Here is a 14,845-nt window from a genome sequence, read left to right as displayed (position 1 = left end):
CGAGAGCGCCGTAATGAAGAATAGTCAATTTATGGCTATGCATATGCTTTACGGTTCTAAGCGCGGCGGATTGGTTATAAGCCTGTTAAATATACTGTTATTGTTATCGTGCCGCGCAGTGCTACAGACTCGCTAATTTTTGTCCTTTCATCAACCAAATTACAACGGAATTTAAACTCGTTGCTGAACGGAAATAATTAACTTTACTTCGAAGTCTTCAGGAATATAATGGCGCCAACTTCAAACAGGAGAATTCAGTTGGACAGTCACCCTTTTAGATGGCAACACAAGGCAAGCTGACGCGCGAATTCTTTTGTCGCTGCTTGCCAACACGGCGGGCAGCAATCCTCTCTCCTTTCTGATGATTGTTCCCTTTTAAACGATAGTAGCGGATAGATATCCGTGGGGATTTCATCATGCACATGATTTTAAACGCACTTTTTCCTCCGCCTCGATGCGCGCGCTGATCTTCAGCGTGCAGAATTAACCGCTGTTATGGCGCGTTTCAGCACGTCCATAGTCAGGCTAACTGGCAAATCTGGACTGACTGAAGATCGCTCTCTGCGGCATTATTGACATCGTCATCGCTATTTCTCGTTATTTTAACGAGCGAATTTCTTCGTCTTTTATTTACGGGAGGTAATATGGAAATTCCCGATAGGTTATTTTTAATCATCTAACGCATCGTCGTTAATTTAATTTATCCCCGTTAATGTGCTCCCCGCACAGGGACTGTTATTGCCGTAATAAATAGAGGAATGTCATCATGACTGACATGAAACTCAACCAGGAAAAAAAATCCTGGAGCAACGCACGCCCGCAGCGTCAGAAAACGCCGCGCTATCTGATTGAAGATGAAGCCGGTTTCACCGCCGATGAAACCCTGGTTCGCCTGCGCAGTGATGCGCTGGGCCTGAGCGAACGCGAAGCCGAAGCGCGTCTGGAAGTCTATGGCCGTAATCAGGTGGCGCATGATAAAGCACCACACGCGCTGATTCAGCTGATCCAGGCATTCAATAACCCGTTCATCTACGTATTAATGGCGCTGGCAGCGGTGAGTTTTTTCACTGACTACCTGCTGCCATTACGTAAAGGCGAGGAGACCGACCTGACCGGTGTCATCATCATTGTGACGATGGTAACGCTCAGCGGTTTGCTGCGCTTCTGGCAGGAGTTCCGCACCAATAAAGCCGCGCAGGCGTTGAAATCCATGGTGCGCACCACTGCCACCGTGCTGCGTCGGGAATCTGCCCAACAGCCCCCGGCTAAACAGGAAGTGGATATTGCCACTTTAGTCCCCGGAGACATTATCTATCTGTCTGCTGGCGATCTGGTGCCTGCCGACGTCCGTTTGCTGGATTCGCGTGACCTGTTTATCAGCCAGGCGATCCTGACCGGTGAATCACTGCCCGTTGAGAAATATGACGTTACGGGCCACGTCACCAGCAAAGGCGTGGGAGCGAGCGATCACGGGGCTTCACTGCTGGAACTCGGCAGCGTGTGTCTGATGGGCACCAATGTCTCCAGCGGTAGCGCCAAAGCCGTGGTAGTGGCAACCGGCGGCGAAACCTACTTTGGCAGCCTGGCGAAATCGATTGTCGGTAATCGCTCGCAAACTGCTTTTGATCGCGGCGTGAACAGCGTCAGCTGGCTGCTGATCCGCTTTATGCTGGTGATGGTACCGGTCGTGCTGTTGATCAACGGGTTAACCAAAGGTGACTGGCTGGATGCCTCGCTGTTTGCGCTGGCAGTGGCGGTGGGTCTGACCCCGGAAATGCTGCCGATGATTGTCAGTTCCAACCTGGCAAAAGGTGCGATTGCCATGTCGCGCCGCAAAGTGATTGTCAAACGGCTGAACGCGATTCAAAACCTCGGCGCGATGGACATCCTGTGTACCGATAAAACCGGCACGCTGACCCAGGACAACATCATTCTTGAGCATCATCTGGATTGCGCTGGAGTGGAAAATTCGCGCGTCCTGATGCTGAGCTGGCTCAACAGCCACTATCAGAGCAGCACGCCGAATCTGATGGATCGCGCCATTCTGCGCTACGGCAAAGATCGTGTGACGGCGGACATGGGTGACTATTACGCCAAAGTGGATGAGCTGCCGTTTGATTTCGTGCGTCGCCGTGTATCGGTGGTGGTGCGCGATCGCCGGCTCAATCAACAGATGCTGATCTGCAAAGGCGCCGTGGAAGAGATGCTGAGCATCGCTACGGCTGAGCGTGAAGGAAAACTGGTTCAGCCGCTCGACGAAAAACGCCGCGCAGAGTTGCTGGCGCTAGCACATCAATATAATAAGCAGGGCTTCCGCGTCCTGCTGGTGGCGAGCCGTGTACTGGAGGAGCCGGGCTTGCAGCAGGCGCTGAGCGTCGCAGATGAGCAAGGGTTAACCGTGGAAGGGCTGCTCACTTTCCTCGATCCGCCCAAAGAGAGTGCCGCCAAAGCCATTACCGCGCTGCGTGACAATGGCGTGAGCGTCAAAGTGCTGACCGGCGATAACCCGGTGGTCACTGCACGGATTTGCCAGCAGGTGGGCATTGATAGCGGCGAGATCGTGACAGGCGATCAGATTGCGATGATGAGTGACGAACAATTGGCGGAGGCGGCAGCACACAGCGCGGTGTTCGCCAAACTGACACCGCTGCAAAAATCTCGCATCTTGCGTGCATTGCAGCAGCAAGGGCACACCGTCGGTTTCCTCGGCGATGGGATTAATGATGCGCCAGCTCTGCGTGATGCCGATGTCGGAATTTCAGTGGATAGCGCAGCGGACATCGCCAAAGAGTCTTCTGACATCATCCTGCTGGAAAAGGATCTGATGGTGCTGGAAGAGGGGGTGATGAAAGGGCGTGAGACCTTCGGCAACATCATCAAGTATTTGAACATGACGGCCAGTTCCAACTTCGGCAATGTGTTCTCTGTGCTGGTAGCGAGCGCCTTTATTCCGTTCCTGCCGATGCTGGCGATTCATCTGCTGATTCAGAACCTGATGTATGACCTGTCTCAACTGGCATTGCCATGGGACAAAATGGACCGTGAGTTCCTGCGCAAACCGCGCAAATGGGACGCGCGCAATATCAAACGCTTTATGCTGTGGATTGGGCCAACATCATCAATCTTTGATATCACGACGTTTGCTGTGATGTGGTACGTATTTGCCGCGAATACGCCGGAAATGCAGTCACTGTTCCAGTCCGGTTGGTTTGTAGAAGGATTGCTGTCACAGACGCTGGTGGTGCATATGCTGCGCACCCAGAAAATTCCTTTCATCCAGAGCCGCGCCGCGTTACCGGTACTGCTGACCACGGCATGTGTGATGATTGCAGGCATCCTGCTGCCATTCTCCCCATTGGGGCATATGGTGGGATTGACGCCGTTGCCGTGGGCTTATTTCCCATGGCTGGTTGCTACGTTGTTAGGTTACTGCGTGGTCGCGCAGGGCATGAAAATGCTTTACATCAAACGCTTCGGCCAGTGGTTCTGACCCCATGGAGGCGCTATGCGGAATCGGAATCTTAATAAAGTGGTGTGCCATCTGCTGATCATGATGGTGGTCATCGTCGTGCTAACGTTGCTGTTTCGTTAGTCAACCAGGGGCAGATTATCCTGCCCCTAATCATTTAAAGTCATGATAAGCCGCTTGGTCAATCCAGCGCTACGCTTGACACCCTTTGGGTCGCCAATGAAAGGTAAGGTGAATTTAGGGGAGTCGGCGACTCTGAGCGACCAGAGTGTGTTTTCAAAGAATTTAAACTGGATGCGATTGTCGTCGATGTTGAGTGCTTCAAAAAAACCGGAAGTGTACGCATTCTCGATGTGAATGATTTCCTGGACTCCTTCACCGCGTTGGCAAAGCACAATGGTGAGAGACTCTTCGTAAGTGATGCCATCCGTGACAAATAGCACATATCTTTCAGGGCTGATTTCGACGGCTGCTTCTAATATCGAACCCGGGATGACGATGCCGCTAGACTGCTGATCAATAATAACTTCGCTACGCGCCTGAGCAGTTTCCGTGGCAGCATGCTGTTCTGTGAGAGAAAGATTAAAAACCTGATGCATCATCGCCAAATTACTCCCATCTGCCAGGCGGCAAAAGCTGCGCCCACGAAACCGCCAATCATTACACACACAGGGGCTCCAGGACCGCATGCCAATCCCGCTAACGCCCCGCCTGCTGCACCACCGGCAATGCCTGCACTATTGATGGCTATCTGCCGGCCTGCTTCTGCAACTTTGTTATCTGCCTGGTAAATCTCGTAAACCGAGATGGCAACTGAGAGGACAATCAGGCCGCGTCCCGCACGCGACAGTTGCATCATTTTGAGGTTAATTCGTGGATTCGATTTTCCCGCGGACTCGACAATTGCGGCATAGACGCGATCCTGTTGGCTACTGGACAGCTGATTAAATTGAACTTTGGCGCCATACAACTCTGTGGCTTTCTTCGCGATAAGCGCATTGAGCGTTTTGCCAGACATTTTCATTTGTTCTGCCATGGCGCGGCCAAGTGGTGTGCTGCGAGTCCGGATCATTTCCATAATCATGTTGCGTGTTTCATGTGCTTCCTGCGTGGCCTTTTCCCAGGTGATCATTCCCATATTGGCACGTGAACGTAAGTCATCAGCCATTTTCTTGATAAGCTTTGCGTATTCCAGCCTGAGGCGAGGATCGATCGAGAGTCGAGTGGCGGCAGTCGAAATATCGCCTTGTAAGGCACTGATTGCCTCATCAAATTTTTCACGCCCGTTAATATCCAGCGATTGTAATAGGGCGACATCCATGCTGATTCCTCTCAGTGAACATTAATTGGACTTTAACAAAGCCGTGTTCAGCGACGCAACAATGAACAATCTTTTGTGGAATACGGAAAATAAGAATAGATTCATAAACTAGATTATATTTTAAGTATTTGATTTTATGTTTAAAATTAAAGTCAGTAGTTGAGTGGATTTGACTTAAGGTGTGTGGTTGCTATCACTCTATTTTTTAGATATCAGACAGTTCTGAGGTGAAAATGAGCCAGTCAAAACGTGCGTTAATTATCGGTGCTTCAAAGGGGATTGGATTAGCCGTCGTGCAGCAACTGCTTGCTGACGGTTGGGACGTCACCGCCACCTATCGCAGCACTGCCGTTTCGTATCAGCATGAAAAGCTGCGTTGGCTACCATTGGATATTACCGTTGCCACTCAGCGTGAACAGTTACTGTCGCAACTCAAGGGTGAGCAGTTTGATCGGGCGCTGATCAATGCGGGTATTCTCGGCCCAGATTCGATGGAGCTGATTGCCACCAGTGATGAAGAGTTAATGCAATTGTTTATGACCAACAGTGTTGCACCGGTGCGTATGGCTGAAGGCCTGTTACCCTTGCTGTCGGAAAAACAGGGCGTGCTTGGCATCACGACATCGCGTCTCGGCAGCCTGACGGAAAATGCCGAGGCGATTCGACCCTATTACTCTGCCAGTAAAGTCGCGTTGAATATGCTCAGCCGCGCTCTGGTTCAGCAGATGTCTACGCAGGGTACAACTTTGCTCTCATTGCATCCGGGCTGGGTCAAAACCGATATGGGCGGGGATGATGCGGATATTACGGCGGTCGAAAGTGCTCAAGGGTTAGTGGCGCAACTGGATCGCTTTGTCGGGCAGGGCGGGCACCACTATGTCGATTACAGCGGCAAGCAGTTAGCCTGGTGATAGTAAGCGCCTGCTGACCGCTGCCAGCAGGCGACTTCTTTATTCGTCGGGCTGGTAGTACTGCACACCAATCTCGATACGTTCACGCCCACTGGCCACGCGATGGCGGTTGCTGTCGCGCAGCGAGTAGATGCAGCCGCAATACTCCTGCTGATAGAAACGCTCGCGCTTGCTGATCTCGATCATGCGTGATGATCCACCGCCTTTACGCCAGTTAAACTCCCAATACAGCATGTCGGGATAGTGTGCTGCCGCACGCACGCCGCAGTCATTAATCTGCTTCATATCCTTCCAGCGCGAAATGCCCAGGGAACTGGTGATCACCGGGAAGCCATGTTCATGGGCATACAGCGCAGTGCGTTCAAAGCGCATGTCGAAACACATGGTGCAACGGATGCCTCGCTCCGGTTCCCACTCCATGCCTCGGGCCCGATTAAACCAGTTATCTTTATCGTAATCGGCATCCACGAAAGGCACGGCGAACTGCTCAGCAAAGCGGATATTCTCCTCTTTACGCAGTTCGTACTCTTTCAGCGGATGAATGTTTGGGTTGTAAAAGAAGATGGTGTAATCGATACCGGAAGCCAGCATCGCTTCCATCACCTCACCCGAACAAGGGGCGCAGCAGGAGTGCAACAGCACTTTGTTGTGACCGTTGGGTAAAGGCAAGGGCTGGCGTTTGAAGGTGTCAGACATAAGTGAAAATGGTTAATGAGTGTTGGGCGAAGTGTAAGTCGATATCGAGCCGGACGCAAAGCGGCAAAAACGAAAAAGGCCGCAATCGCGGCCTTTCGGGACTTTGTCAGAAGAAGTTATTCGGTCACTTTCTTCTTCAGATCGCTGGCACCTTCTTTGGTTTTATTCCAGCCTTTAGTCGCACCTTCTTTGGTAGCATCCCACCCTTTTTCAGTGCCTTCTTTGGTTTTGTTCCAGCCTTTCTGTGCGCCTTCGCTCACTTTGCTGCTGGTGCTGTCGCTCTTACCTTCAACAGCATGCTTGGCTTTCAGCTTCTGCTCTTCGCCCTGATGCTGCGCCTGATGCAGCTTCTCTTTGGCGGTGTTTGCGCCCGCTTGTGCGTTCGCGACGGTGTCGTCAGTTGCATGTGTGGTAGCGGCAAACGCCGAAGAAGCCAGCAGCAGGGCAGATACAGCAATAATTGTCTTTTTCATGAATATTCCCTCATCAATCGCTCTGTGAGTTATGAGCGTAGTTAACAATGGCACGCTCTGCCAGAATTGGCTCCAGGAATAACCTTAATTGAATCATCGGGTTTGGAGGATGGGGAAATTGTGTACTTCAGTTCATGTCACCTTACGCACGCCTAAAAGCTGTTCTGGGTGCTAAATGTTGTGACTCACCCCAGGTAAAGAGACGCAACACTTTACCTACGAGAGTTAAATGGGAGATTTTAGGTCCATATTAAGGTAAGAAAAATTCTCAAGGAGATGAGGTAAAAGTGAAGACTGTTGAAATCCTGCAATACCGATTGAAAGCGGGTACTGGTGAGTCCTTCCATCAAATCATGTGTAATACCAGCGTTCCCCTTCATAACCGGCAGGGCATTCGTATTATCGCTTTTGGTTGTTCTCGCCATGATGCCGATAGTTACTTTCTGATGCGCGCCTTTGAAAACGAAGAACAGTTGGAATCTGTGCTGGAGGATTTTTACGCCAGCGAAGCATGGCGAATGGGGCCACGAGATGAGATCATTGAGCGGATTGAGGTTAGTCTTAAATCTGTGCTTTTGCTTTCGGAAAGTGCGATAGCTGAGATAAGAAAAAGCTTCGAATCGGTATAAGGGAATTACCGCCCACAATGAGTTGCAGTACAGCTTTAACGATTGTTGCAGGTTTACACTTAATGATTAGCCAGCCACATGCTGGCTTTATCACTCTTCATCCCGCTCTTTGGCAGCACGCTGGCGGTCGTAATACTCATCTTCAGCAGAGATAATTTCGTCCAGCAGTGAATCCATATCCACAGCATGAACTTCTTCTACGAACAGACCGGTCAAAGCGCTTTCAGGTGTTAGCTTGCCGTCTTCGAACAGCTGCCAGATCTCTTTGGCATAGCGCGTTTCCAGAATCTGCGGCGCGAATTGACCGTAATAGGCGGTGATGTTATTCACATCGCGCTCAAACATCGATTCGGCGTGATTATTGGCCGCGGCATCCACTGCTTGCGGCAGATCGATGATCACAGGACCGTGCTCATCCTGGAGTACGTTAAATTCCGACAGATCGCCATGCACAATCCCGGCACATAACATACGTACGATATTGCGAATCATCGTCGCAAAATCAGTCAGTGCTTCCTGTTCCGATAAAATCACGTCACTGAGACGGGGTGCCACGGCGCCTTCAGCATCCGTAACCAGTTCCATCAGCAGCACGCCGTCGAGACACATATAAGGCTCAGGTACGCGAACGCCAGCTTTGGCCAGACGGAACAGCGCGTCGACTTCTGCGGTATGCCAGACTTCCTCTTGCTGCTTGCGACCGAATTTTGAGCCTTTCTGCATCGCACGCGTACTGCGGGAGTTGCGAACTTTACGCCCCTCCTGATATTGCACGGCTTGTTTAAAGCTGCGTTGCGAAGCCTCTTTGTACACTTTGGCGCATTGGACTTTGTCGCCGCACATCACTGTGTAAACGTCAGCTTCTTTGCCGCTTTTCAGGCGCTGCAGCACGTTATCGATCAGGCCATCATCGACCAACGGTTGGATTCGGTTTGGAATTTTCATGCGGCTTTATACCTTATTTAATAGGCTTTCCGCATCAAGAACATGGTGAGTTGCATGGGAAAAACCAAACAAGCATCGATAGTTGCAGAGGCCAGTTACATCATCCCATAAAACCACTGGCACAAAAAAGCCCGCAGGGCTTTTGCCATGCGGGCTCTTAGGACTTCATCGGATGACTATGGTAATCACCGATTGAGAATTTTGGGGCTGACGGAGTCTGAAAAAAAAGATGTAAGGGTATGAAAATTTTGCATTTTCTGGAATTCAAGTTTTCTTCGTATGCCTATGCGTATACCAATTCAGGAATGTAGCAGGTTTAAGCTTGAAATCTAGCCATCTTATTTCATCAGCGAAATAGCTGATTTTATATACTCTTCATGAGGTTTGAACCTCGACATATGCCGCACGCACACAACTGGAACCCGTTGGCCGTGGAATTTAGCATAGAAGGCGTAAGTGGTGTAATACCCTTTAGGATGGGAATACTTCAATGTACTTACGTCGCCAAAATGCTTGAGCAATAAGCTGGCAGCGGACAAGGAAGATAAGCCATTGCTATAAGCTATGATTAATTCTGGATTGCAAAGGGGCAGCGTTACATTATCAAAGAATCGCATAGAATTTATCGTAATCTCTTCTAGAGATTGATTTCTCGCAAGCGCTTCCACTTTTAGTGATGCTGCATTCTTTGAACACATCATGAGAGCATTGGTGTAAAGGACATCTTGCCAATCATAGCCAAGCCCCGTTGGGGTCTGTTGCAACCGCTTAGCAAGGTGAGTTATCCCCCACGCCCCTTCGATCCCGTTTTGAACATTAGATATGTAGGGTGATTCGAAATCCTTTTCGATGGATTGTGCATTGGTGAAATGGGCATCAACGAGTGAGCCATTGAATCCCATCATAATCACACGTTTTCTTTGTGGTGGAGAGGCTAAAAGTTGAAACGAACTATCGTAAGGTCTTCCCGGCAGATAGCTCAAACCGAAGTTTGCTAACCCGTCTAAGATAAATTTCTTTGTGGCTTCCATCTGAGTTGCTCCATTTCAAACCATGCATTTATAATGCGGAAAAATAATTTTTTTGGATGATCTTTCACACGGTTCACCTTTTATTTTTATTTATATTAAACCACAAATAGCGGCTGGCAATGAACCGTTTTAATATCGAGTTCGGTGATCATATGAGGCTCGCCTCTAATATGGTGGAAGTTGCATAGAATAATTTACAGGATCCGCTTAAAAACACAGAATGGTAACGCGCCATCTTAGCCATTCCTCTATATTATTACCAATTACAGTCCCTGCATCAAATTTCTGGCTGCTGATTCCAGCATCCGGGACTTTCACTGTCAAAAAACTCTATCAAAATATTTTTTCCAAGATTATCTTTGATTAATTGGTTGGCTCTATTGCAATACGCTTGGTCTCTTCTGAATACAGATACTGCGACTTTTTTTATGCCTGCTCCAGCCATTCGTTTTAGTAGATGCACATCATGCTCTCCCATTCCCCAGCCTAGAATCACAAGATTTTCACGCTGTTCGGTAAGTACTTCCCGATAAACCGTTGAAAGATAAAAACTGCTCTGAATCGAGTTTACTTTTTGTTCATGCGTTCCTTCACTAACAAACAGAGGAACAACTTCCTCGCTTTGCCACCGCTTCAGAATCGATTCAAGTAAACCTGCATTCCTAATATGAATTTTACTCTCTTGTTCAATACGATTACGGCACAATATGAGGCTGCCATGTGGATAAAAAACAAGTGTATTCGATTGTTCATTTCCAAGCATTCCTCTTAACCGTTGCCAGTCCTGCTCAAAAAGGCCTCTGGCAAGAAAGCAGTCCTTAAACCGATGATGGTCGTTGAGATCCAGACCATATGTCATTGCCCAATAGACGATCAGATCGTAGTTAAGCGAAATGACCGTGTTAAATCTTTTCAGAAACTCGTAAATATATGGCAGCTGTTCGTCAACTTCATCATGCTCAGGATGCACATCTCGTACAGCTTGAATAAGGCATTCACGTATTCGTAGGTAGGCCTCATGAGTGCGGGCATCTTCAATTTCTAATGATTTGTTGACGTTTGACGCCTGCCAAACAATACGCAGAATGAGTTCGAAATCTTTAGTTTGAAAAAAGTCAAAAAGTTTTCGTACATCTGCCTCCAGACTCTCTTTTTGGGTGACGTGTTCAAGAAGAGAGCCATATGCAAAACGAGGGCTGACTCCGATGCTTGCACCGTTGCCCAGCAAAATTGTCCCATCATATCGTGGTGCCAGCTCAGACCAAGGGAGAATGGAAAATGACATCTTAGTTATCTGCTCCAATAGTGAATTTTTCTAAATAAATAACAATTTACAGCACAGATGCTGACTGTTTGCATTTCTAACATTGCCGATTCAACAGTCTTGCTTGATGATTTCGAAAAAATATCATTATTTTTCAGTTATTTATCATTCTTTGTCATATGGCCGATACAATTATCAATATAGATATTATCTTCCTGATTTTATAGACTATCTAGTTAAGAATACCTCTTTCAGGAAATTGAACGATGCCCCGATTCAGCAATACTATTTTATGGTCAGGTCATGAGCACTAAGGCTGCCATGAGTGACAATCATTTAACAGAACCTTACGAGGCAGGGTTTAGTTTCTATGAGTTTTTCGCGGGCGGCGGTATGGCTAGGGCTGGGCTGGGAAAACAATGGCGATGCCTTTTTGCCAACGACATGGACCCGATAAAAGCATCGACCTACATCGATAACTGGGGGGACGAACATCTCGACATGCGTGATGTCCGAGAGGTTACCTCCTGTGAACTGCCGCTCCACGCTGATTTAAGCTGGGCGTCATTTCCTTGCCAGGATTTGTCTCTGGCCGGTAATGGCTTGGGAATTGGCGAAAGAGATTCCAGTGCGGATGAAACCACGCGTTCCGGTGCGATATGGCCATTCCTCGATTTAATAAGCAGGCTCGGCGAGGAAAACCGTAAGCCGCCGATTCTTGTTCTTGAAAATGTTCTTGGATTGCTGACGCTGGATAAGGGGAGCCATTTCGCCGCGATATGCCATCAGCTAAGCAAAACGGGCTATCGGTATGGCGCAATAATCATCGATGCAAAGCACTTTCTACCACAGTCCCGCCCCCGCGTATTTGTTGTTGCGATTAGTCGCCATATTTCCATTCCTGAATGTTTGGTTTCAGAAGAACCTTTGTCGAAATGGCATTCACCTTCGCTCCTACGCGCCTGCGATGCGCTAGCGAAGGAAGCTCGCAATGACTGGATCTGGTGGTCGCCTGGCGATTTACCAGACGCCAGAATGAGGGAACTGGACGACTTAATCGATTTTGAGCATGACAACGCGCTATGGCATTCTGCCGAGGAAACACAACGGCTTATCAGTATGATGGCACCGGCTAATCTGGCGCGTCTGGCGAACGCGCAGGCATCCGGCGAGACAATTGCAGGCAGCCTTTATTTACGCATGCGCAAAGAAAAAGGCGTCAACCGGCAACGGACCGAAATAACGTTCTCGACAGTTCTTGGTTGCCTGAGAACGCCAAAAGGCGGAGCTTCTCGTCCTCGTATTATCGTTGTAAAAGGCAGCCAAGTGAAAACTCGTTTGTTGTCGGTCAAAGAAGCGGCGGCGTTAATGGGGTTGCCGGATGATTTCATCCTCCCAGCTGCGTATCAGTCAGCATTCAAAGTGATAGGTGACGGCCTTGCCGTTCCTCCCGTTCGTTTTCTGGCAGAACGTATTCTGGAGCCACTGGTGATGGCAGTCCGAATCAATAGTCAGCGGACGGAGGATATACCTGAATGAACTGGACGTCTCTCGTTACGCCCGATGGTTGGGAGAGTAAACTGATTGATTATTTTCTCCGGTTCGGTGCTGGCGGCGACGCGCAGGATATTCGCTGGTTTGAAGTTACGCCGTCGACGCTTGCGGCAGCATTCGCCGACAGCAGTGCTAATGCGAATGAAATTGAAGAAGCGTTTCGAACCTGTATGTCAAAAATACGGGATCTGCCACAGCGCCTTGAATACGGCATGATAGAAAAGTCGACTCGTGATACGCCCGGATTTTTTACTTATCTGGTCATGACGTTGCTTATTAGCAGCCAATTCGACGCACAGGAAGAGCGCAATGACTTTCGTCTGAAGCTACAGAACTGGCTGCAGACCTCGCATAGTTTTCAGAATTTATCTGGCGTCAACCAGATGTGGGAGGCATTAGCCGAATGGCTTAACCAACGAATTCAGGAAGGTGAGTCTTACAGGCATCTTGTCCTACCGCCGCGGGATGGTCGGGTTCAAATCGGTCACACCTTGCGGTTGGCATTCCCTAATAAAGCCGATCTACGTCTGATGAGCGAGTGCCTGGAACGTTATCCGCAAGCGGCCGCTGATCCGCGCCAGTTAATCAAGTATTTTCAGATTGTTATTCAAAGACCTGGCGTTTCTTATGCGCTGAAGGAGGCTTACACCAAATTTAGAGACGCGTGGTTACTAGGGCACCGCGCACTATTCGATATGCCTTTCTGGCGCCTGCGTCAACGGGCGTTCGAAATATCATCCGGCGCACCGAATCATCAAATCATTATTGATATGTATGTCGACTTTGACGGTTCACGATGTTATTTCAGTAGTGTGGGCGAGACAGGCGAAACCGTTTTTCATCCTGAGTTATCCAAAGCTCTTAAAGACCGTGGTGCCGGGAGCAGTGAAAATCTGGGGAGGGCGTCGCAGGCCGGCTTACTATTTTTTGATGAGATCGGGCACGGGCGCTGGAGAGCGAAACCGTCTCCTGACGTAAACTCGCAACGGTTTCATATTGCCTTATCCAGTAAACATTCCGTACATATAAGCAAGCGTCTCAACGGTTATATTGTAGAGGACGATTGGATTTTAACGGTTCAGCCTCTGAACCTAGTTTCGGCGATGGATATATTTCGCTTACTAAGATCCTCTTGGGGCACTCAGGGTGATGACGTCACGCGTCCTCAGCTATACGGTGGAATACGCCTCCCCGGCGGATGGCTGGGATTACCCGCATTTTTGCCTTTTATTGAGTCAGATACGCTACGCTACAAAATATATTCATCCGGGAATGATGAAGCAGGAATCAACGTTTCTGTAATTGATGGCCGTTTGATTTCTTCTGTACCTCTTAACTGTGAACTTTCCATCGAGCCAGCGCTTGAAACGGGAGAAAAAACTCCGCCGTGGCGGCGTCGCGCGCGTTTTTTCACCTACGCTGTACCGCACCCGACTTTAGGCGAAAGTGCAAGATACCGGTTTGAGCCGCTTTGCGACTGGTTGACGTCTTCACTAAAGGCGCCGACATTTAATTTCGAAGAGCAGTTTCAATGGGAAGATAACGAAGTATGTTGCGATCATCTTCTGGAGGCGATATACGCCAGCGGAGCGAGCGGCTGGGAAGAGGCCGAGTTAATCGCGCTTCTAAGGCATGTAGACGGGAAGATCAACGTATGGCATTTGATTCGTTGTTTACAAAATGCGGGTCTGATCGAGCCACGCCTGCGTCCCGGATGGAAAGGCCGGGCATGGACGCTGGTTAAATCTTCATTGCTTCATATTCGTAACGGAGAAAATTCTCTAATTGTTGTGGAAGGCGCAGTCTGCGCCAGACTGGTGGATGATTTTCAAAAAGTGGTCGCTGGGTTGGGCGGAAAAAGTTTTCGTCGTTGCGGCGTTAGCCTTTGGTCGCCCCCTGTGTTTGGCGCTGTACTTGCTGATCCTGTTGCGTTATCTCAGCGTCTAGGATGGCCGCTTATCGAAGCCTCATCGTCATCCGATACAATACCGCTTTCACTAGCCACGACAGAACGCGCTGCTGAACTACATGATCTAGCTGCGGTCTGGGACTGGCATTCAGGGCGATTTCAGCAACATGGTTTCCAGGATAAAGAATCTGTGTCGTTGTCACTGCATATTCATCCCGGGGGGCGAGATCATGATATCTATCGGGTTGTTTCCGGAAGAAAAACAAAACATTATCTTTCCCGAACCGCAGCTATTATCGCCGCTGGCGCACATAACAGGGAACCCATGTTTGAACGCGTCGCTAAAAATCATCTGCAGTGTCTTATCGATGATTGTGGCCTGCCCGACGTATTGGCTACGGGAATACGGCGTCACGCGCTCAGAAACGGAGGTCCGATGGACTCCGGTTACACCTATCCTGTCGATGACATATCTCTCCTCTGGCTAGAGTCGCTACTTCCGGGATGTTTTTATTCTCCCTCGTCAAATGGCGAGGACGATTCAAGCCGAGTAGTTTCAGTCAGTCGCCATTCTGGCGGAAGAATACGTCCGATATGGAGAAACGGTCGGTTAACACTGACGCTGGGATAATAAGGAAAATTA

The 14,845-nt window shown here is 49.2% G+C and carries 12 protein-coding genes; 5 read left to right on the top strand and 7 right to left on the bottom strand.

Annotated features, from left to right (window positions below; translation table 11 throughout):
* Positions 1-766: 766 nt before the first annotated feature.
* Positions 767-3,490, top strand: coding sequence for a magnesium-translocating P-type ATPase (mgtA, locus tag VH86_RS21130; protein WP_045834014.1), 2,724 nt, complete (start codon positions 767-769; stop codon positions 3,488-3,490).
* 128 nt (positions 3,491-3,618) lie between these two features.
* On the opposite strand, the gene VH86_RS21125 is transcribed toward mgtA, so the two are convergent.
* Positions 3,619-4,071 (bottom strand): hypothetical protein, encoded by a 453-nt coding sequence (locus VH86_RS21125; RefSeq protein ID WP_052696635.1) that lies wholly within the window; start codon positions 4,069-4,071, stop codon positions 3,619-3,621.
* Positions 4,068-4,790 (bottom strand): hypothetical protein, encoded by a 723-nt coding sequence (locus VH86_RS21120; protein ID WP_045834013.1) that lies wholly within the window; start codon positions 4,788-4,790, stop codon positions 4,068-4,070. Before VH86_RS21120 ends, VH86_RS21125 begins: the two co-directional genes overlap by 4 nt.
* Positions 4,791-5,023: 233 nt before the next feature.
* Between VH86_RS21120 and VH86_RS21115 the strand changes: the two genes are divergently transcribed.
* On the top strand, positions 5,024-5,701 hold the full coding sequence (locus tag VH86_RS21115) for an SDR family oxidoreductase (RefSeq protein WP_045834012.1): 678 nt from the start codon (positions 5,024-5,026) through the stop codon (positions 5,699-5,701).
* Between the two features lie 39 nt (positions 5,702-5,740).
* Here the strand turns inward: VH86_RS21115 and VH86_RS21110 are convergent, their stop codons facing one another.
* Together VH86_RS21110 and VH86_RS21105 are read right to left on the bottom strand one after the other, a co-directional pair.
* Complete coding sequence (locus VH86_RS21110; protein ID WP_045834011.1) at positions 5,741-6,397, bottom strand: epoxyqueuosine reductase QueH; 657 nt, start codon at positions 6,395-6,397, stop codon at positions 5,741-5,743.
* Between the two features lie 116 nt (positions 6,398-6,513).
* Positions 6,514-6,870, bottom strand: a complete 357-nt coding sequence (locus tag VH86_RS21105) for a hypothetical protein (protein ID WP_038645311.1) — start codon at positions 6,868-6,870, stop codon at positions 6,514-6,516.
* 287 nt (positions 6,871-7,157) lie between these two features.
* Here VH86_RS21105 and VH86_RS21100 point away from each other — a divergent pair, with 287 nt between their 5' ends.
* Complete coding sequence (locus VH86_RS21100) at positions 7,158-7,499, top strand: NIPSNAP family containing protein (RefSeq protein WP_045834010.1); 342 nt, start codon at positions 7,158-7,160, stop codon at positions 7,497-7,499.
* Positions 7,500-7,589: 90 nt separating this feature from the next.
* On the opposite strand, the gene VH86_RS21095 is transcribed toward VH86_RS21100, so the two are convergent.
* The 3 genes from VH86_RS21095 to VH86_RS21085 all read right to left on the bottom strand — a co-directional run bounded on the left by VH86_RS21095 (position 7,590) and on the right by VH86_RS21085 (position 10,760).
* The gene (locus VH86_RS21095; protein ID WP_045834009.1) at positions 7,590-8,444 is read right to left on the bottom strand and encodes a PA4780 family RIO1-like protein kinase; all 855 of its coding nucleotides are present in this window, start codon (positions 8,442-8,444) and stop codon (positions 7,590-7,592) included.
* Between the two features lie 338 nt (positions 8,445-8,782).
* On the bottom strand, positions 8,783-9,475 hold the full coding sequence (locus VH86_RS21090; protein ID WP_045834008.1) for a hypothetical protein: 693 nt from the start codon (positions 9,473-9,475) through the stop codon (positions 8,783-8,785).
* A gap of 277 nt (positions 9,476-9,752) precedes the next feature.
* On the bottom strand, positions 9,753-10,760 hold the full coding sequence (locus tag VH86_RS21085; RefSeq protein WP_045834007.1) for a DUF4917 family protein: 1,008 nt from the start codon (positions 10,758-10,760) through the stop codon (positions 9,753-9,755).
* A 300-nt stretch (positions 10,761-11,060) separates the two neighbouring features.
* Here VH86_RS21085 and VH86_RS21080 point away from each other — a divergent pair, with 300 nt between their 5' ends.
* Together VH86_RS21080 and VH86_RS21075 are read left to right on the top strand one after the other, a co-directional pair.
* Entirely contained in the window at positions 11,061-12,278 is a 1,218-nt protein-coding gene (locus VH86_RS21080) for a DNA cytosine methyltransferase (protein ID WP_231647339.1), read from the top strand.
* The gene (locus VH86_RS21075; RefSeq protein WP_045834005.1) at positions 12,275-14,833 is read left to right on the top strand and encodes a hypothetical protein; all 2,559 of its coding nucleotides are present in this window, start codon (positions 12,275-12,277) and stop codon (positions 14,831-14,833) included. Before VH86_RS21080 ends, VH86_RS21075 begins: the two co-directional genes overlap by 4 nt.
* Positions 14,834-14,845 lie beyond the last annotated feature (12 nt).

The organism is Pantoea sp. BL1, assembly GCF_000963985.1.
In the GTDB taxonomy this organism is placed as follows: domain Bacteria; phylum Pseudomonadota; class Gammaproteobacteria; order Enterobacterales; family Enterobacteriaceae; genus Pantoea; species Pantoea rwandensis_B.
Note: the sequence above shows the minus strand (reverse complement) of the source record. Positions and strands in the feature narration are given on the sequence as shown.